The 19,628-nt window shown below is 72.7% G+C and carries 11 protein-coding genes; 4 read left to right on the plus strand and 7 right to left on the minus strand.

Annotation, left to right across the window (positions count from 1 at the left end; all coding sequences use genetic code 11):
* Nucleotides 1-40 precede the first annotated feature (40 nt).
* On the minus strand, nt 41-1,570 hold the full coding sequence (locus ACFV3R_RS15820) for a CehA/McbA family metallohydrolase (protein WP_385581900.1): 1,530 nt from the start codon (nt 1,568-1,570) through the stop codon (nt 41-43).
* 386 nt (nt 1,571-1,956) lie between these two features.
* Here ACFV3R_RS15820 and ACFV3R_RS15825 point away from each other — a divergent pair, with 386 nt between their 5' ends.
* Entirely contained in the window at nt 1,957-4,506 is a 2,550-nt protein-coding gene (locus tag ACFV3R_RS15825) for a bifunctional FO biosynthesis protein CofGH (protein WP_385582240.1), read from the plus strand.
* Between the two features lie 346 nt (nt 4,507-4,852).
* Here the strand turns inward: ACFV3R_RS15825 and ACFV3R_RS15830 are convergent, their stop codons facing one another.
* Entirely contained in the window at nt 4,853-5,110 is a 258-nt protein-coding gene (locus tag ACFV3R_RS15830; RefSeq protein ID WP_385581903.1) for a hypothetical protein, read from the minus strand.
* A 523-nt stretch (nt 5,111-5,633) separates the two neighbouring features.
* Here ACFV3R_RS15830 and ACFV3R_RS15835 point away from each other — a divergent pair.
* On the plus strand, nt 5,634-6,755 hold the full coding sequence (locus ACFV3R_RS15835; RefSeq protein WP_385581906.1) for an ADP-ribosylglycohydrolase family protein: 1,122 nt from the start codon (nt 5,634-5,636) through the stop codon (nt 6,753-6,755).
* Nucleotides 6,756-6,923: 168 nt separating this feature from the next.
* Here ACFV3R_RS15835 and ACFV3R_RS15840 read toward each other — a convergent pair whose 3' ends face one another.
* The 5 genes from ACFV3R_RS15840 to ACFV3R_RS15860 all read right to left on the minus strand — a co-directional run bounded on the left by ACFV3R_RS15840 (nt 6,924) and on the right by ACFV3R_RS15860 (nt 14,712).
* Complete coding sequence (locus ACFV3R_RS15840) at nt 6,924-8,498, minus strand: sodium:solute symporter family protein (protein WP_385581909.1); 1,575 nt, start codon at nt 8,496-8,498, stop codon at nt 6,924-6,926.
* Nucleotides 8,499-9,374: 876 nt separating this feature from the next.
* Complete coding sequence (locus tag ACFV3R_RS15845; protein WP_385581913.1) at nt 9,375-10,652, minus strand: PLP-dependent aminotransferase family protein; 1,278 nt, start codon at nt 10,650-10,652, stop codon at nt 9,375-9,377.
* Between the two features lie 843 nt (nt 10,653-11,495).
* On the minus strand, nt 11,496-11,690 hold the full coding sequence (locus ACFV3R_RS15850; RefSeq protein ID WP_385582243.1) for a DUF397 domain-containing protein: 195 nt from the start codon (nt 11,688-11,690) through the stop codon (nt 11,496-11,498).
* A 325-nt stretch (nt 11,691-12,015) separates the two neighbouring features.
* The gene (locus tag ACFV3R_RS15855; RefSeq protein ID WP_385581916.1) at nt 12,016-12,888 is read right to left on the minus strand and encodes a helix-turn-helix domain-containing protein; all 873 of its coding nucleotides are present in this window, start codon (nt 12,886-12,888) and stop codon (nt 12,016-12,018) included.
* A gap of 1,068 nt (nt 12,889-13,956) precedes the next feature.
* Entirely contained in the window at nt 13,957-14,712 is a 756-nt protein-coding gene (locus tag ACFV3R_RS15860; RefSeq protein ID WP_385581918.1) for a GPP34 family phosphoprotein, read from the minus strand.
* An 835-nt stretch (nt 14,713-15,547) separates the two neighbouring features.
* On the opposite strand from ACFV3R_RS15860, the gene ACFV3R_RS15865 reads away from it, so the two are divergent.
* Together ACFV3R_RS15865 and ACFV3R_RS15870 are read left to right on the plus strand one after the other, a co-directional pair.
* Nucleotides 15,548-18,367, plus strand: coding sequence for a serine hydrolase (locus ACFV3R_RS15865; RefSeq protein ID WP_385581921.1), 2,820 nt, complete (start codon nt 15,548-15,550; stop codon nt 18,365-18,367).
* 394 nt (nt 18,368-18,761) lie between these two features.
* Nucleotides 18,762-19,502 carry an alpha/beta hydrolase gene (locus ACFV3R_RS15870; RefSeq protein ID WP_385581924.1) on the plus strand — a complete coding sequence of 247 codons (741 nt, stop codon included), beginning with the start codon at nt 18,762-18,764 and terminating at the stop codon, nt 19,500-19,502.
* The last annotated feature ends 126 nt before the right edge of the window (nt 19,503-19,628 follow it).

Genomic DNA, 19,628 nt, shown 5'->3' on the forward strand with positions numbered 1-19,628 from the left:
CCGCCGCCCGGCGCACCGCCCCACCGTGCCGGTGCGCCCCTCACCACTCGCCGAGGAAGACCGGGTTGGTCATCGCCGCCATCGCACCCGGCAACGGGCCACCGGCCGCAGGGTGCCGGACCTCCGCGCGGACGTAGGCGGCGTTGCCGGGCGTGGTCCGCCAGACCACCGTCGCCTCCCCCGAGTCCGGCAGTGCCTGCTCGTGGCGCACCCCCTGGTCGGTGACGAACCGCACCGAGCAACCCGCCGCGCCCGCCACCCGCAGCGAGAGGGCCACCCCCGTACCGTCGGCCACCCGCAGCCGCTCGCCGATCCCCGCGTGCTCACCGTGTTCCCCCGACGCCGAGAACGCCAGGTCGACCGCGGCGGACTCGGCGATCCACACCCGCCCGGCCCGGATGCCGTCCTGGATCGCGGGGACGGACAGGTCCTCGGCCAGCACCACCGTCTGCGGCAGTCCCACCACGTCCGGGTCGCGGTGCGCGTCGCTGTGCCCCACCCCCGGCAGCCAGCCGCCGCGGCGGCCCTGCGCGTAGGCGACGAGCGTGTTGTCCCACTCGGCCACCGTGACCTCGTCGTCCGGCGTGAACGGGCCGTTCCACACCTCCACCGCGTCGGCCTCGTTGAACCCGAACTTCCAGTTGCAGCCCACACAGGTGGCGTGCGGATGCGCGGGGATCACCAGCCCGCCCGCCCGGCGCACCTGCTGCGCGTACCGGCCGAAGGCGTTGTCCCGGGCCCGGTAGCGCCAGTCGATCCAGGTGCCCGGCTCCACCCCCATCGCCAGCACGTGACCGTTGCGGGTGGTGATCTCCTCACCCGTGATGACCAGCAGGTCCTCACCCCACAGCCCCTGCCACGCCCCGTGCGCCGTGTGGGTGTTGTGGTCGGAGCTGGTGACGAAGTCCAGCCCCGCGCGGCGCGCCAGGGCGGCGATGTCCGCCGGGGTGTACTTCCCGTCGGAGTGGACGGTGTGCAGGTGGTTGTCGCCCCGGTACCAGGCCCGGCCGCGGCCCCGTGCCCGCCGCGGCGGGTAGACCGGCCGCGGCGTGCGCCCCGCCTCCCCGAAGGTGAGCGCCACGGTCACCTCGTACGCCATGCCCTGCGGTGCGACGGTGTACGGGCCGAGCACCACGTGCCAGGTACCGGCGCCCACGGGCCCCGCCACGTAGCCGGGCGTCGCCTCGTCGGCGCGGACGAAGAACTCGGTGCGGGCGCCCCCGGACCAGCCGCGGAACCCCGCCGAGCCCAGCGCCGTGCCCCGCTCGTCGAAGAGCCCGACGTCGCAGGCGTTGCCCTGGGTGCCGGCGGGCACCTCCGGCCGGTCGTAGCTGTAGGACACCGCCAACTGCCGCACCCCGGGCGGCACCTCGACGGGCACGTAGACGAAGTCGGCCGCCCCGGCCGCCAGGCGCCCCCGGACGGTACGGGTGCGCGTGGCACCCTCCTCGGCGCCCGCAGCGCCGGCCTCTGCCGCGTCAGCGAAACTCACCGTCGACAGCGTAAGGGCCGCGGCGGCTCCTGTCGCCAGCACGGAACGGCGGCTCGTGCGGGCCTGGTGGTCTCTCATGTGCTTCTCCTGCTCTGCCGGCCCGGTCGGGTCCCGGCGTCGTCCGAGCGCACTCTCCTGCCACCGGATGACGGGACCACCAACGCCGCCCGGCGTCCAGAGGTCCCGCCGGCGCCGGCTCGGACCAGGACGCCGCCCGTCCCGCCCGGCAGCCCCGCACCCCGCCCCGACACCCCCTGACCTGGCCGGGACGTGAGGAGCCGCACACCCGACGCGTCCCGTCGCCCCCCTGCGTCGGCGCGGTGCCTTCGTATCCTCGACGGATGACTTCCCAAGCGCAGCGACCCGAGGACAGCGACCGGAGCACCCGGCCCGGCACCGACGGCACCGGGCAGCCGGCGCCCGCCGGGAACACCCCCCGCCCCGCCCCGCCCGCCGCCAACGCCATGCGCCGCGCGCTGCGCCGGGCCCGCGACGGGGTCGCGCTGGACACGACCGAGGCCGCGGTGCTGCTCCAGGCGCGCGGCGAGGACCTCAGCGACCTGTGCGCCTCGGCCGCCCGGGTGCGCGACGCGGGCCTGGAGGCGGCGGGCCGCTCCGGCGTCATCACCTACTCCAAGAGCGTCTTCATCCCCCTCACCCGGCTCTGCCGGGACAAGTGCCACTACTGCACCTTCGTCACCGTCCCCGGAAAGCTGCGCCGGGACGGCCACGGCATGTTCATGTCGCCCGACGAGGTGCTGGACATCGCCCGCAAGGGAGCCGCCCTCGGCTGCAAGGAAGCCCTCATCACCCTCGGCGACAAGCCCGAGGACCGCTGGCCCGAGGCGCGCGAGTGGCTCGACGCGCACGGCTACGACGACACGATCGCCTACGTCCGCGCCGTCTCCGTCCGCATCCTGGAGGAGACCGGGCTCCTCCCGCACCTCAACCCCGGCGTACTGACCTGGGCGGACTTCCAGCGCCTCAAGCCCGTCGCCCCGTCCATGGGCATGATGCTGGAGACGACCGCGACCCGGCTGTGGTCCGAGCCCGGCGGCCCGCACCACGGTTCGCCCGACAAGGAACCCGCGGTGCGGCTGCGGGTGCTGGAGGACGCCGGGCGCTCCTCCGTCCCCTTCACCTCCGGTCTGCTCATCGGCATCGGCGAGACGTACGAGGAGCGGGCCGAGTCCCTCTTCGCCCTGCGCAAGGTCTCCCGGGCCTACCACGGCGTCCAGGAGCTGATCATCCAGAACTTCCGCGCCAAGCCGGACACGGCGATGCGCGGCATGCCCGACGCCGAACTCGACGACCTGGTCGCCACGGTGGCCGTGGCCCGCCACATCATGGGCCCGTCCGCCTGCCTTCAGGCCCCGCCGAACCTGGTCGACTCCGAGTACGGGCGGCTGATCGGCGCCGGCATCGACGACTGGGGCGGGGTCTCCCCGCTCACCATCGACCACGTCAACCCCGAGCGCCCCTGGCCACAGATCGAGGAGCTGGCCGCCAAGTCGGCCGGCGCCGGCTTCGAGTTGCGCGAACGCCTCTGCGTCTACCCGGAGTTCGTGCGGCGCGGCGAGCCCTGGCTGGACCCGCGCCTGCGCCCGCACGTCGCCGCGCTCGCCGACCCCGAGACCGGGCTGGCCCGCCCGGACGCACCGGTGACCGGCCGCCCCTGGCAGGAGCCGGAGGAGGCCTTCGCCCTGGCGGACGGCACCGGCCGCACCGACCTGCACGCCACCATCGACACCGAGGGCCGCACCGGCGACCGGCGCGAGGACTTCGACGAGGTCTACGGCGACTGGGACGCGCTGCGCGAGGCCGCCGCGCCCGGCATGGTCCCGCAACGCGTCGACGCCGACGTCCGCGCGGCCCTGGCCACCGCCGCCGACGACCCCACCCACCTCACCGACGAACAGGCCCTGGCCCTCTTCCACGCCGAGGGGCCGGCCCTGGACGCCCTGTGCCGGGTCGCCGACGACGTGCGCAAGTCCGCCGTCGGCGACGACGTCACCTACATCGTCACCCGCAACATCAACTTCACCAACGTCTGCTACACCGGCTGCCGGTTCTGCGCCTTCGCGCAGCGCCGCACCGACGCCGACGCCTACACCCTCTCCCTCTCCCAGGTCGCCGACCGGGCCCAGCAGGCCTGGGACGTCGGCGCCGTCGAGGTGTGCATGCAGGGCGGCATCCACCCGGACCTGCCCGGCACCGCCTACTTCGACATCGCCCGGGCGGTCAAGGAACGCGTCCCCGGCATGCACGTGCACGCCTTCTCGCCCATGGAGGTCGTCAACGGCGCCTCCCGCACCGGCATGTCCATCCGCGAGTGGCTGACCGCCGCGAAGGAGGCGGGCCTGGACACCATCCCGGGCACCGCCGCGGAGATCCTCGACGACGAGGTGCGCTGGATCCTCACCAAGGGCAAGCTGCCCGCCGCCACCTGGGTCGAGGTGATCAAGACCGCCCACGAGCTGGGCATCCGCTCCTCCTCGACGATGATGTACGGCCATGTCGACCAGCCCCGCCACTGGCTAGGGCACCTGCGGCTGCTCGCCTCGATCCAGCAGGAGACCGGCGGCTTCACCGAGTTCGTGACGCTGCCGTTCATCCACACCAACGCACCCGTCTACCTCGCGGGCATCGCCCGGCCCGGCCCCACCAGCCGCGACAACCGCGCGGTGACGGCCATGGCCCGGCTGCTGCTCCACCCGCACATCCCCAACATCCAGACCAGCTGGGTCAAGCTCGGCACCGAGGGCGCCGCCGAGATGCTGCGCTCGGGCGCCAACGACCTGGGCGGCACCCTCATGGAGGAGACCATCTCCCGCATGGCGGGCTCCTCCTACGGCTCCTACCGCTCGGTGAAGGACCTGCTGGCCATCGCGGAACTCGCCGGCCGTCCGGCCCGGCCGCGCACCACCCTGTACGGGGAGGTCCCCGCCGAGCGCCAGACCTCGGCGGCGGCCTCGGACGGTCACCTGCCCGAACTCCTGCCGCTGGCGGACTGAGCGACCGCTGCCGCCGGGGCGGGGCCGGGCGGCCCGGGCGCGGGCGGACGCCGGGCGCGGGCGGACGCCGGGCGCGGGCGGCCGTGACCGTCCGCGCCCCGGGCGGGGGGCCTGCGGTTCCCGGTGGCGTGCGGTGGGCCTGTGGTTCCCGGGCGGTGGGCCTGTGGTTCCGGGGGGGTGGGCCTGTGGTTCCCGGGCGGTGGGTCGCCCGCCGTGCCGGGCGGGCGGCACGGCACCCGGGCCGGCACGGGCTGCCCGGCGGTCAAGCGATACCAGCAACCAGCCCCGCTCAGCCCCGCTCAGCACGGCACGGCACGGCACGGCAGCTGAACGGTCGAGGTGGGGCCTACCGCTCCCCGTCCCGCTCCACCTCGTGTTGCAGGATGCGCTCCTGCCAGCGGGCCAGGGCCTCCTCGCGGTCGCCGCCGGTCTCCTCGGCCGCGATGATCAGGGCGTCGGCCGCCATCGCGGCCAGGCGCACGGCGACATGGCACACGTCCCGCTGCGAGAGGGGCCGCAGCAGCTCCACCGCCCCGTCACTGTCGCCCGCGAGCGCGCTGGCGACCACGGCCATCGTGGTGCGGTCCCATTCGAAATCGGACATGCCGTGATCCTGCCCACCCGGCGCCCCGCCGAAGAGCGGCACCCGGACGAAAGCCCGCACCGCGGGCCCGTCGGCGCCCCGGGCTCCGGCCGGCCGGCCACCGGGCCGTCGGCCCAATGAGCCCCGACCAGGGCCGGGACCGCGCCGGCCGGCGCTCGCCCGCCGCCGCGGGAGCCGGCGGACCCGCTCGGCGTCGCGGCAGCTCCCCGGGGCCACGCGCTGGATCTGGCCCACGGAGGGCACCTACCGCACGGAACCCCCACGGGCACCACCGCAGACGAGACCCGCTGTTTGCGTGAAAACTTGGGTTTCCGACCGAACTGCGACTCCCGGCGACTGCGGATGACCGCAGATGACTTCCGGTGGCTTCCTGCGGCTGACGAACGGTCCCGTCCGGTCGATTACAGTGCTCGCCGGGGGTGCTCGCGGTCCTCCCGGAGCACCGCGCCGGCATCGGCCGGAACGGCGGCTTCCGGGTGCCACGCCGCGCCCCTCGCCGGGAGTCGGCCAGGGGAGGGACACAGTGGGCACAGCGGCAGGGGCCACCGCCATCTGGGGCCGCACCGAGCAGCAGGACTTCCGCAGCCGGGTGCGCGGCTGCCTGCTGGGCGGGGCCATCGGCGACGCGTTGGGCGCGGGGATCGAGTTCTCCTCGCTGAACGCCATCCGGGAGGCGCACGGCGCGGAGGGCGTGACCGACTACGTCCCCGCGTACGGCCGCCGGGGCGCGGTCACCGACGACACCCAGATGACGCTCTTCACCGTGGACGGCCTCATCCGCGCCCAGGTCCGCCGCGACACCGGCGCCTGGCACCCGCCCACCGACGTCCACCGCGCCTACCTGCGGTGGGCCGCCACCCAGCGCGACTGGGGCCCCGACGAGCGCCGCAGCGAGGACGGCTGGCTGGCCCGCGAGGAGTGGCTGTACTCCCAGCGGGCCCCCGGCCGCGCCTGCCTGAACGGGCTCGCCGACGAGACGATGGGCACCCTGGAGAAGCCCAAGAACCCCGACTCCAAGGGGTGCGGCGCCGTCATGCGCTCAGCCCCCTTCGGCCTGCTGGTGGGCTGGGAGCCGCGACTGGTCTTCCAGCTCGCCGTCGAGTGCGCCGCACAGACCCACGGCCACCCCACCGGCTACCTGGCCGCCGGGGCGCTCGCCGTCATCGTCCACGGCCTGGCCCGGGGCGAGCACCTGCACGACTCCGTCCAGACCTGCCTGACGATGCTGGCGACCCGACCCGGCCACGAGGAGACCGTACGCGCGCTGGAGGGCGCGGTGGCCGCGGTGCGGGCGGGCATACCCGACCCCTCCCGCGTCGAGGCGCTCGGCGAGGGCTGGACGGCCGAGGAGGCGCTGGCGATCGGCGTCTACTGCGCGCTGGTCGCCGAGGACGTGCGCCACGGGCTGCTGCTCGCCGTCAACCACGGGGGCGACAGCGACTCCACCGGTGCCATCTGCGGCAACCTGCTCGGCACCCTGCACGGTGAGACGGTGCTGCCGCCGGTCTGGCTGGTGGAACTGGAGGGCCGCGCGACCATCCTCCAACTCGCCGACGACTTCGCCGTGGAGATGACGCAGGGCCCCGCCCTGCACAACCCCGAACACGCCGCCCCCGCCTGGCTGGAGCGCTACCCGCGGGGCTGACCCGGACGAGGCGCCCGAGGAGGTGCGGAGTGCGGCGCGGCCCATTCCGGGAGCCGGCCCGCAGCACCCGCCGGCGCCCCCGACACTCGTGGCGGCCTTCCCGCCCGGACGTCCCTGAGCGGGCGCCCGGGCGGGGAGACCGCCACGGACCGTCGAGCGCGGTCTGGCTCAGCTGCCCTTGGGGGCACCGCTGTCGACGCCGCCGCCCACCGTCTCGTCCCCCTCCGGAGACGGGCCGGGCACCGGCAGCGCCGCCCCGCCCGCGTCCGGGCCCAGGTGCAGGTGCGCCAGGACCGCGTCGCGCTCGGGGGTCGCCTCGGGCCTGACGAGGCCGATCAGCATGTAGAGGACGAGGGAGACCGCGACCGGCGCCGCGATCTGCACCTGCAACGAGGTCCCGGCGATGCCGTAGTTGGTCAGCCAGAAGGTGAACAGTCCGAGCGCCCACGAGACCAGCGCCGCCGTCGGGCCCGACTTGCGGAAGCGGGACATCATCCCCAGCAGGAAGGGGATGGAGATCGGCCCCACGAGCCCCGCCACCCACTTGATGACAACGGTGATGATGTCCTTGAACGTGGGCGAGTTGACCTGCGTGGCCACCGCCATCGACAGCGCCAGGAAGCTGATCGTCGACAGCCGGGCCGCCACCAGGCCCGCCCGGTGGCCCCAGCCGCGCGCCCGCCGGGAGAGCGCCGGAGCGATGTCCCGGGTGACCACTGCCGAGATGGCGTTGGCGTCGGAGGAGCACATGGCCATCGTGTGCGAGAAGAACCCGACCACCACCAGGCCCAGCAGGCCGTGCGGCAGAAGGCGTTCGGTGAGCAGGGCGTAGGAGTCGGAGGCATCCGGCTTCTGGGCCTTCACCAGCAGCGGCGCCGCCCACATCGGGAAGAACAGCACCACCGGCCAGATCAGCCACAGCACCGAGGACAGCGTCGCCGACCGCCGGGCCTCCGCCGCGCTGCCGGTCGCCATGTAGCGCTGCGCCTGGTTCCACATGCCGCCGCTGTACTCGAAGGTCTTGATGAAGAGGTAGGCGAGCAGGAAGGTGAGCGTGTACGGGCTGGGCGTCGGGTTGTGGTGGGCGGCGGGGAGGTCGTCCCAGATGCCCCACAGGGCGCTGACGCCCCCCAGCTTCCCGAGGACCGCGACCAGCATGGCCACACCGGCCAGCAACTGGATGATGAACTGCCCCAGTTCGGTGAGGGCGTCCGCCCACAGACCGCCCACCGTGCAGTACACACCGGTGATGACGCCGGTGATCAGGATGCCCTGGATGAGCGACATCCCCGTGAAGATGGACAACAGGGTGGCGATGGCCGCCCACTTGGCGCCCACGTCCACGATCTTCAACAGCACACCCGACCAGGCGAGTGCCTGCTGCGTGGCGAGGTTGTACCGGTTCTTCAGGTACTCCAGGGGAGAGGCGACACCGAGCCGCGAGCGCAGCAGGTTCAGCCGCGGCGCGAACAGACGGGCGCCGATGCCCACGCCGACGGCGATCGGCAGGGACCACGTCACCACCGAGGTGATGCCGTACTGGTAGGAGATGCCGGCGTACCCGGTGAACATCACCGCGCTGTAACCGGACATGTGGTGGGAGATGCCGGAGAGCCACCAGGGCATGCGTCCGCCGGCGGTGAAGAAGTCGCTGACGTCGTCCACCCTCTTGTGCGACCAGACGCCGATGGCGACCATCACGCAGAAGTAGCCGACGAGCACGGCCCAGTCGAGACTGTTCATGCCCCCTCCAGGGGTTCCGTCTTGTGAACGGTGCTGGGTTGGGGGACTCTTCGCCAGAAGGTCCTACGAGGCTTTGCCCCTGCGGAAACAGAGGATGTGCAGGGGATTGAACAGCCCTGGGGGCGACCGGGTCAAGGTCCACAGCCGGTCACGCATATGAACCGAGGTCAGCGTACCGAACCATTTTACCTGCTCTTTACCTGACGGCTTGTTGTCCCTGCCGGTACGCGGCACACACGATGAGCACCAGGGACCTTCGCCAGTTCCGCACCACAGACGACCGCCGGAGGGAGGGGCGCCCGTACGGACGAGCAGCCGGAGGGTGGCCGTCCGCACGGACGACCCTCCAGGGGTGGCCGTCCGCACCGGACACCGTCCGATGGACGTCCGTCCGACCTGACAGACGAACCGCACGGCACCGGCGCACCCGCCGCGGACTCCCGCAGGCGCACTGCGTCCGGGGCCGGCAGCCGGCACGAGGCACACCGCACGGACCCCGGAACCCGGGACCGGGCGGCCGGAAGGAGCACCGACACCCAACCGCCGCAGTGCGCAACGCGGTTCGGCCGCCCTCGCGCCGCCATCGGGAACACCCTGCACATGCGAGGAAGGATCGCCGCGGGACGGGTGGTCACCGCGGCTGGGCGCTCGCCGGCTGAAGCGTTCGGCTGAAGCGTTCGGCCGAACGCTCCGGCTGACCGCCCGGGGCCGAACGCTCGGGCTGAGCGCTCCGGCTGAGCACTCGGGGAGCGGACGGCCGCGAGCCGGACGGTGGTGAGCCGGACGGTGGTGAGCCGGACGGTGGTGAGCCGGATGGTGGCGAGCCGGGTGGTCGCCGTGCGCGGGTGGGACGGCGACCGGTCCGGACCGCCCTGCTCAGCCCCCGACCGCCGCGAGGCCGCGACCCAGCCGACGCAGTCCCTCACGTATCTCCTCCGGTGCATGGGTGACGAAGGAGAGGCGCATCGAGGTGACGTCCGGCGGGCCGCAGAAGAAGGGCGCCCCCGGCACGTACGCGACGTCCCGGCGCACGACCGTCGGCAGTGCCGCAGTGGTGTCGAACCCGGCCGGCAAGGTCGCCCACACGAACATGCCGCCCTCCGGCCGGTTCCACCGCGACCCCTCCGGCAACGCCTCACCGAGGCCGTCGACGAGGGCGTCCCGGCGCTCCCGGTAGGCCTCACGCACCCGCTTGAGATGCCCCGCGAGGTCGGCCACCTGCAGGTAGCGGGCCGCAGCGGCCTGGTCCACCGTCGAGGTGTGCAGGTCAGCCGCCTGCTTCGCCAGCACGCAGGCGCGCCGCAGTCCGCCGGGGGCGCGCAACCACCCCAGCCGCAGCCCCGGAGCCACCGTCTTGGACAGTGAACCGAGCAGCACCGTGCGGTCCTCCGCCCCCGGGTAGCAGGAGATCCACGGCACCGGCTCGCCTTCGAACCGCAACTCGCCGTAGGGGTCGTCCTCCACCACCCACAGGCCGTGGCGGGCGGCCACCTCGGCGACGGCCGCCCGACGGTCCGCCGGAAGGGTGCGTCCGGTGGGGTTCTGGAACGACGGCACCAGGTAGAGCAACCTGGGCTGCTCCCGCACCACGATCTCCTCCAGCGCGGCCGGGTCCAGCCCGTCCGCGTCACCGGGGACGGGCACGGCCCGGGCTCCCGCGAGCGAGAACACCTGGAGGGCCGCCAGGTAGCAGGGCTCCTCCACCAGCACCACGTCCCCCGGCTCCAGCAACGCCGTGGCCAGCAGTGACAGCCCCTGCTGCGAACCGGTCGTGACCAGCAGGTCGTCGCCGGAGGTGGGCAGACCACGCCCGGACAACCGACCGGCCAGCGTCTCCCGGAGCAACGGGTCACCGTCCGTCGGCGAGTACTGCAGCGCGCGCCGCGGTTCCTCCCGGAGCGCATGGGCGAAGGCGGCGGCGAGCCCCGCACTGTCGAACAACTCGGGGGCGGGCAGCCCGCCGGCGAAGGACACCACCTCCGGCCGGGCCGTCAGCGCCAGGATGTCCCGGACGGGCGAGCTGCCGGTGCTCCGGACCCGGGCGGCGAGTGCCGGCGGCGGTGCCGTGGTGGCACGGACGGGGGCGGGGGCGGAGGGTGACGGGGAGGCGGGAGAAGGGGAGGTGGAGGGGGTGAGGTCGGCCGTGGCGGTCAAGAGGGCTCCTTCAAAGGGGCGGGACGGACTCCTTCGGAACCAGGATGGCGGTCCATGGGCGCGGCGCACGAGGGGCCGCAGGCATACGTCGGGGTGCCGGACGTCACCAGGCCAGGACGCTGTGGAGCCCCGGCCCGGGGCACTCGCGGGACGGCGGCGGCGATGACGCGCACGACCGCGGGTGACTGTGAGCCTAACGGCCGTTCCCGCAGGCCGCAGACGGTTTTCGGGGCGGTGGGGGGGCGCGGGCGCGGCGGGGGGGGGGAACGGCTGTGTGCGACTTGGGGGTTGGGGATCCGGGGTTGGCCCTGGGGTGAGGACGGGTCGCGGGGCACCGGTCTCCAGTGCAGCCTGCCGGAGCCGGCCCCGGACTCCGCGCTTCGAGGTCCGAGGTTCGAGGTTCGAGGTCCGAGGCCCGAGGTTTGAGGTCCGAGCCTCACGGGGCCCGACGCCATCAGGTGCCAGGGAAGGGGACTGGTGCGGGGCGGACAGAAGGCGGCGAGCCCCTTCGCGCGGAACGCTGCGCGAAGGGGCTCGCTCGGTGGTGAGGCCGCTGTCGTGAGGAGCTGCCGGGACCCGGGTGCCGGCAGCGGGACGGCGGGATGCCGAGTCGACCGCGCCGCCGTGCCGGTGGGGCGGCCCGGGGGTCGCCCACGGTGCCGGGGCCTACCGGAGCCCTGGTCAGAAGGCTCCCGTCAGGACCCTCGGTCAGGCGCCCCGCACCGCGTCGGCCGGACTGCCCCCGACACGCGAATCCGTCAGGTCGGACAGGGCAGGTCGGACAGGTCGGGTCGGACAGGTCGGGTCGTGCCCGTCAGACCCAGTAGGCCCGACCGGTGCAGGTCATGCCGCGCCGATCTCGCGGACGAAGACACCCCACGTCGCGTCGGCGAAGGCCAGCCGCGGGCCGTCCGGGTTCTTGGAGTCCCGGATCGCGATGGCGCCGGCGCCCGGGACAGCGAGCTCGACGCAGGCGCCGTTGCCGCCCGAGTAGGAGGACTTCCGCCAGGCGAAAGCCGAGTTGGGTACCTCGACCAGCTCCGCGGAGGTCGCGGTCGTAAGGGTGCGGGAAGTGGGGAAGGTCCGCATAGCCATGTTTGCTCCGACTCACTATGAGATGCCGTGGATCCGGTGGTCATGACGCTACGCGCCAACATCACGGGCATCAGGAGACGTTCACTCGTCCGCATGGCTTGTACGGCGATCACTCCACGGGCAACGTCATCTCCCTGTACCGTGCGCCCTTTTTAAGCGGACTGAATGATTCCATAGTGCGCTTCCCAGCATTCCGGACGTTCCGGGCCAGTGGTGCCGGGCGGTGTCGCCTCGCGGTGTCGCCCCGCAGGGCGGATCTCTCCTGCCTCTACAGGGGACGGTCCGAGTCGGCGTGGTGCTTGGCCGCCAGGGCGATGAACTCCCGGCTCTGCTCGGCGCTCAACGCCTGCGCGCGGAGATGCTCGTACATGATCGTGTACTTCTGGACGTCGTTGACCTTCTCCAGGTACAGGTCGCTGGTGACGCCCTCGATGTAGACGACGCTGGAGTCCGCCGCGTCGTCGAACTCCAGGATGGAGAAGGTCCCCGACATCCCCGCGTGCGCTCCGGTCTCGTACGGCAGCACCTGGATGTTCACGTGCGGGAGCTGACTCACGGCCACGAGGTGTTCGAGCTGCTCGCGCATGACGAGGTGGCTCCCGACCACCCGGCGCAGGGCGCTCTCGTCCATCACCACCCAGAGCCGCAACGGGGCGTCCGGAGCGTTGACGCGCTCCTGGCGTCGCATCCGCACCTGGATGCGCTTCTCCAACTGCTCGGGCGTCAACTCCGGTACCGCGCCCGGGATCACCGCCTCGGCGTACCCGGGCGTCTGGAGGAGTCCGGGCACCAGGAGCGACTCGTACACCCGTAGCGAGGCGGCCTCGGTCTCCAGGCCGATGTAGACGCTGTAGGGGATGTCGCCGAAGGCGTGCCACCAGCCCTGCTGCCGGGAGTCCTTGGCCATCTGCATCAGCGAGTCGACCACCCGGTGGTCCTCGACCTCGTACACGCTGCAGAGGTCCCGCACGTCGCGCTGGCTGATGCTGCGCCGGCCGTTCTCCAGTCGGCTGATCTTCGACTGGGAGACCAGCAGGCGCTCGGCGACCTCCTCTGCCGTCATGCCCCGGAGCTCACGGAGCCTGCGTAGCTCCTGGCCCAACCGGCGCCTCCGGACAGTGGGGTTGACGTTCGACGCCACGGGACGTGCACCTCCGGCTACCGTGCTGCTCTTTTGTCTGCTCAGCAGACTGCCACCCGGGACGGGGCGTGCGCAGTGAAACGGGCACAGTAGGCGACCGAACGTGCGCACCGGGTGGCTCCCCGGAGCCCGGGTGGTCCGATCGCCGGGTGGTCCCCGGGGCCCGGATGGTCCGATTGCCGGCTGGTTCCCCGGAGCCCGGATGGTCCGATCGCCGGGGGAGGCTCACGCAGCGGGCGAGGTCGGATGGGGCGAGCCTTCGGGGTGCGGGGCTTGGGGCGGCTTCGGGTAGGCGGGTGGATTCGGGCGTGCGGTCGGGGCCCGGGGGCGCGGGGCTGGGTGGTGGTGTGCGGGTGGTCGGCACTGGCGCCGACATATGTGCTTCCGCGAAGAACGCAAAGCGAAGGGGTGGGGTCTCCCGGCGAGGGCGTGAGAGGCGCGGCCGGCCCGAGGAAACGGGCGTCGGTGGGCGGCGGTGCCACGGCCTGACGGTCCCGTGGCGTGCGCGCGCCCCGTCCGAGATGCGGCCGGCAGGGTTCCGGGCCGGCTGCCGCGCTCAGTCGCCGTGCCATGGCGCAGCCCCCGGCCCCCGGCCCCGGCCCCCGGCCACCGGCCCCAAGCCCCCAGCCCACGACCTCAGCCCACGGGCACCCTTCGTCCCTCCGTGGTACGGGCACCCTTGGCCTCTCCGCGACAGGGGCAACCTCAGCCTCCGCGATGCGGGCTAGCCCTCGGCCTCCGCGATGCGGGGTAGCCCTCGGCCTCCGCGGCGGCGCCGAGAAGTGGAGAAGACGGGCAGCGCAGGGGCCTGGGGGCGGAACCGGCGTCTGAGAGCAGAGGCTCTGAGAGCAGAGGAGGGGTGGGGCCGGGTCGGGAAGTGACCAGGCCCCACCCCTCCTCCAGCGGCTCCCGGTGGGGATCTGTGGGTGTGGGTCGTGGGTCGTCAGTGAGCCGAGGCGGCGGAAATGCGCCCGAGCTGGGTCGCGTCCCGTCGGTTCGGCCGCGGCCGGGACCCGTGCCGGCAGTGCTGTCGGTGCCGCCGGATCCGGGGCGGCAGCCCGCGAAGCCTCAACGGGCTCCGACGCGGGCCATGGTGCTCTGCCGCGAAGAGGAGACCGCACCGGCCGGCGCGGTCGGGCCCCGTAAGGCGGCCGAGGGTCCGGCCTGGGCCGCCGCGGTGGCCCGCTTCGACTGCTGGGCCGCCACGCCGTTCTGGACGTCCATGACGGCGTGCGCCACCAGTCCGCCCATGGGGTCGTGGCGGATCAGGTCACGCAACCGGGAACGGGACGATCGCCCTTCGTTGCCCGGGTAGAGGTGCTTGCCCAGCCCGACGGCGTGCGCCAGGGCGGCGAGTGCGGCGGTCCGGGGGTCCGGTGGGACTCCGGTCCTGATGGCGTTGTCCAGGCGGGCGCGGATGCCGCGGCTGATGGCGGTGTCCGTCGCCTGGTAACGGGTGGTCGGTAGGACCCCGCACATCTGGCCGGCCACGGCATGCACCATGCCGCACCGCTCAAGGTGTGTGAGGTAGGTCTGTCGTAGCCCCAGTCGGGGCCCGCCTATCCAGTTGACCGCGCGCACCGGGCTGCCACGCCGTCGCAGCAACTCGAGCGCGGAGTCCAAGGTCGGATCTCCGGTCGGCCGTGGCAGCACCACGGCGATACGATCCCCGTCTGGGGCTATCCGTCCAGCCATCGCCAGCTCTACCAGCTGCGCTCCGGCCAGACCAAGGTCAAGCGACTGCGGCTGCGCTGTGGTGCCCGTGGTCGGGTCCAAAGCGAGCAGCAGAAGCTCCTCCGGAATGGTTCTGCGGCTCCTGCCCATCCAAGCCTCCCCGCGTGGATGAATGACAGGGTGACCCCTCTCACATTCATCTGTCGAGAGCGCCCGAGGGGTTCGGGCGGGAACCAGTAGGTATGTCGTTCTCGTCCAGTGAAGGGGGCAGTGCCGACCGGCGGGCCGGTGGGCGTCTGCGTCGCGTGGCGGCAGGGGAGAGTTTCGCGAACGTCGGACACTTGGGAACACTGGTCTGCATACGGAAACGGTCCGCACAGGGGCATTGGTTCCGGCAGGCGCGAACAGAGCACGGGTGGCACCGGCAGGGCACGGGTAGGCAGAGGCGCGAGCAGTGAAGGAGACAGCGGTGGTGGGCGAGTCCCCCGACAGGTCGGAGCAGAGGAAGTCGTCGGGGGAGACGGTCGCGGAGGACTCCACCCCCCTCGTCGAGGGCGCCGGCAGGCAGGGCCCCGGGCAGGGGCAGGACACCTCGGCGCCCCGCCCGGACCAGGACCCCGGTCCGGCCACCGCCGGCCCCGACGGGGACAGTGGCGCGGCGGACGACCCGCGGGTGTCGGTTTCCCGGACGGAGACTTCCGGGACGGGGGCTTCCGGGACGGAGACTTCCCGGGCGGGGGCTTCGCAGGTGAAGGCTGACTCCGGTGACAGCGCCCCGCCGCGTTCCGGCCTTGCGCAACGTCGGCCCAGGGCCGGTCGCAGCACCGCCGACCGCACCGGGTCCGCCTCCGCCGCCGCGTCTACGTCCGCGTCCACGTCCGCGTCCACGGACTCTTCCGGCTCCGAGGGGGCGCCGGGCAAGGGCGGCTCGGGGGCTGCTGCGGGTGACAAGGACGCGCGTCTCCGCGCTGCTGTGGCGGCCTGGGTGTCCTCGGACGGGGACGACGCCGGCGAGGCGGTCACCGCTCCTTCCGCGGGAACGGAAGACTCCGCGGGTTCGGTGGACGGGAAGGTCGCCGGAGGCGCCGAGAAGGAGGCCGTCGCACCGGCGCGTGCCAGGAGCGCTGCGGCGATCGCCGCAGCGACGAAAGGCCGCGCGCAGGCGGTCCGCGACCAGTCGACCGAGCCTGATGCCGGAGGTGCGGGGGCGGGCGACGGTGAGCCGCCGGCCGACCAGCCCACGGCCGTCTTCAAGCTTCCCCGGGATGCGGCGGAGGTGGCAGTGGTCCCGGCCGGGGGGGCCGGCGCTGCGAACGGCGCTGTGAGTGGCGCTGCGGCGGAGGCGACCCGCGAGGTGGACAGCGACACCCGAGTGTTCACTACTGCGAATAAGCGGGCGCGGGGTGGCGACTCTGCCAGCGCGGTTGAGGCCGCCAGTGCGGTGGAGAGCGGCACCCCCGTAGAGGTCGACGAGCCTGCCGAGAACCCTGAGGCCGGCGAAGCCGAAGAGGCGCCGAAGGCCGTGAAGGGCGCCGGGAACGCGAAGGGTGCCGGGAACACGAAGGGTGCCGGGGGAGCCAAGGGGTCGGGAGACGCCGAGGCTGCCGCAGGCTCGGACAAGCCCGCAGGCTCGGACAAGCCCGCAGGCTCGGACAAGCCCGCAGGCTCGGACAAGCCCGCAGGCTCGGGGAAGCCCAGTGTCTCCAAGGGGGGCGTCGAGAACGCTCCCCAGGCCTCGACGGGTGCCGAGGCAGCGGGTGCCGAGAGCGCCGGGGCCACCGGGGGTGCCGAGGACGGGCAGGGCTCCACGGGTGGAAAGGGCCGTGCTGGTCACGAGGCCGACAGCAAAGCGAGGACGGCGGCCGAGAAGCCGGTCGACCAGCCCACCACGGCGCTGAAGGTCCTCAAGTCCGAGGCTGGTGGCGACGGACTGGAGAAGGGCGGCAGTGGGAGCGCCACAGCGACGAAGCCGTCCGCCGGCGCTGCTCCCTCCTCCGCCACACCCGCCGCCGAGGTGTCGGGCGCAGGTGTGGCCGCGGGGGCAGCGGGCGGTAAGGCTGCCGGCGAGGCGGGCTCGGGGAAGGCCGAAGCGAAGGCCGCCGAGAAGGGGAAGTCGGCCGCAGGAGTCGGGAACGGTACGAAAGCCGGCCCAGCCACGGGGACTCCCGCCGGCGACAAGACCAAGACCGGCGACAGGGCGAAGCCTGGCGGCAAAGCGGAGCCGGACGACAAGGCGGAGTCGGACGACAAGGCGAAGTCCGGTGAGGCGAAGACTGAGGACGCCGAGCGCGAAAGCGAGCGGACGAGCCGGTTCGTCGCACTGAAGTCGGCCGATGCCCTGCCGACCCGTCCGCTGCCGCCGGCGGCACCCAGCACGCCTCCGTCTCCGCGGAAGCCGTCCACGCCGCCGGGAGCCGCAGGGGGCGGGGCCGGTACCGGCGCCGACGCTGCGTCCACTGCTGGTGGAGCGACCGGGACCCCGTTGCCCGAGACCGAGCGGACGAAGCAGCAGCCGTTGCCGCCCCTCGACCTGCTGGCGCAACTCACCAACACCCCACCGCCGCCCGAGACGCCCCTGCGCGTGGCGGTGCGACGGTTCAAGATCTGGACGCCGCTGGTGGTGCTGCTGGCGATCATCTTCGTGGTCGTCCAGGCGGTCAGGCCGTTGCCGGCGCCCACCCTCGCGCTCGGCGGACAGGCGACCTTCACCTTCGACGGGCACTACGCGATGCCGTGGCCGGACAAGGGGCAGAGCGCGGCGAAGGTCGTCGGCGTGGGCGCCTTGGGAAGCTCCGGCAGCGAGAAGCCCGTCGCCACGGCCAGTGTCGCCAAGGTCATGACGGCTTACGTCGTCCTTGAGGGCCACCCCCTCAAGGCGGGTCAGCAGGGCGAGAAGATCACCGTCGACGCCACGGCTGAGAAGCAGTCGAACAGCGAGGGTGAGTCGACGGTGCCGCTGAAGAAGGACCAGCAGTTCACCGAGCGCCAGATGCTCGAAATGCTGATGATCCCCTCCGGCAACAACGTCGCTCGTCTCCTGGCCCGCTGGGACGCCGGCTCTGAGGGTGCCTTCGCGAAGAAGATGAACGCCGAGGCGAAGAAGCTCGGCATGACCCACACCACCTACACCGACCCCAGCGGCCTGGACAAGACGACCGTGAGCACGGCCGTCGACCAGCTCAAGCTGGCCGAGATGGTCATGCAGAACGAGACCTTCCGCCAGGTCGTCGCCATGGAGAACGCCAAGATCCCCGGCCTGCCCAAGGAGATCTACGCCAACAACGATCTGCTGACCACCGAGTACGGGGTGGTGCGCGGCATCAAGACCGGTTCCAGCACCGCTGCCGGTGGCGCCTTCATGTGGGCTGCCTACAAGGGTGTCGGCGACCAGGACCGCCTGATCGTCGGTGTGGTGATGGACCAGCGTGCGCCCAACTCCAACCCTCCGGCCGACCTGCACGTGGCCCTGTCCAAGAGCCAGGAGATGATCCACAGCATCCGCGACGACCTCAAGCTCGCGACGGTCGTGAAGAAGGGGCAGGTCGTCGGCTATGTCGACGACGGGCTCGGCGGACGCACCCCGGTCGTGGCCACGAAGGACCTCAAGGCCGCGGGTTGGTCCGGGATGAAGGTCGACTTCTCGCTGACCGACGACGGCAAGACCCTGCCGCACGAGGCGAAGGCCGGTACACGGGTCGGCGAACTCGTCGCCGGCAAGGGACCCGAGGCCATCAAGGTGCCCATCGCGCTGCAGGAGGACCTGGCAAAGCCGTCGTTCGGCTCGAAGCTCACCAGGATCAGCTGACGGACGAACCGGGCGACGTGACACCTGCCCCGGCCTGATCCGAACCACGCAACACCGGACCCGCACGCCACGACACCGCGTGCGGGTCCTGCGCGTTCACGGCTTGGGAGCTTGGGAGCTTGGGAGCTTGGGAGCTTGGGAGATTGGGCGGCTGAGTGGCTGGGCGGTTGGGCGCTTGAGTGGCTGGGCCGGGTGGCTGGGCGGCCGGCCACGGAGTCCTCGCAGTTATTCGTTCGCGGGTGGCAGCGAGCGTTGCTAACCTTCTGGAGGCCGTGCGAAGGAACGAGGAGGTGGTACCCGTGAACGAATTCACATGGGTGCTCTCCTCTGGAGTCACGGTCGGGCGATAGGTCGTCCGGGAGCGCCGTTCAAGAGCCTCCCGAAAGGCACGATCATGCATTTCACTTCCGAACAGCGCCTCGACGACGGTGTTCTCGAGCGCACGTTCAGTCTCGGCGAGATCCCCGGCATCCTGTGGACGCCTGAAGCTGCGTCCGCATCCGCACCGGTGCCGCTGATCCTGCTCGGCCACCCCACGCTCGGACTGCACAAGATGTACCCCCGGCTGGTGGGGCGGGCCCGGCAGGCCGCGGCGGACGGTTTTGCCGCCGCCACCATCGAGCTCCCCGGGAGCGGCGACCGGCCCCGTTGGCCTGTCCTCGAGCAGGCTCGCGCAGACCTGCGCCGGGTGATGCAGGCCGGCGAGCCGGTCGGTGACGAGATCGTTGATGCCCTCGTCCTCCCGCTGGTCGAGAAGGCGGTCCCGGAATGGCAGGCCGCCCTGGACGCCCTGCTCTCGCTACCCGAGATCGGCGGCCCGGTCGGATATGCGGGGGGAGTGATCTCCATCGGGACCCGGCTGGCGGTGGTCGAGCCACGTATCTCGGCCGCTGTGCTGTTCGCCGGGAGTCTCGTCCCGCGCGTCATGTTCGAGGAGGCCCGTGAGGTCACCATTCCGCTGCACGTCCTGCTGCAGTGGGACGACGAGCGGAACGACCGGCAGGCGGCCCTGGACCTGTTCGACGCCTTCGGCTCCACGGAGAAGACGCTGCACGCCAACCTGGGCGGGCACACCGGCGTCCCGCAGTCAGCGGGGGACGCCGGAGCCCAGTTCTTCAAGCGGCATCTGAGGTAGCCGCCGCGCCGCCTGCCGTCGCCAGAACGCCTGCGGACGGTAAACGTGGGGGCCGGGATGCTGCTCGTCGTGACAGGTCCCGGCTCCCTGCTGCTCTTTCCCACGCGGGCCCACGAGGGCCCCTGC

Source organism: Streptomyces sp. NPDC059740 (assembly GCF_042733155.1).
Taxonomy (GTDB): domain Bacteria; phylum Actinomycetota; class Actinomycetes; order Streptomycetales; family Streptomycetaceae; genus Streptomyces.

What these genes read in the sequence shown, in the direction of transcription:
- ACFV3R_RS15870 (WP_385581924.1), top strand. Translation starts at nt 18,762, where the DNA reads ATGCATTTCACTTCCGAACAGCGCCTCGACGACGGTGTTCTCGAGCGC.
- ACFV3R_RS15860 (WP_385581918.1), bottom strand. Translation starts at nt 14,712, where the DNA reads ATGGGCAGGAGCCGCAGAACCATTCCGGAGGAGCTTCTGCTGCTCGCT.
- ACFV3R_RS15820 (WP_385581900.1), bottom strand. Translation starts at nt 1,570, where the DNA reads ATGAGAGACCACCAGGCCCGCACGAGCCGCCGTTCCGTGCTGGCGACA.
- ACFV3R_RS15840 (WP_385581909.1), bottom strand. Translation starts at nt 8,498, where the DNA reads ATGAACAGTCTCGACTGGGCCGTGCTCGTCGGCTACTTCTGCGTGATG.
- ACFV3R_RS15830 (WP_385581903.1), bottom strand. Translation starts at nt 5,110, where the DNA reads ATGTCCGATTTCGAATGGGACCGCACCACGATGGCCGTGGTCGCCAGC.
- ACFV3R_RS15825 (WP_385582240.1), top strand. Translation starts at nt 1,957, where the DNA reads ATGCGCCGCGCGCTGCGCCGGGCCCGCGACGGGGTCGCGCTGGACACG.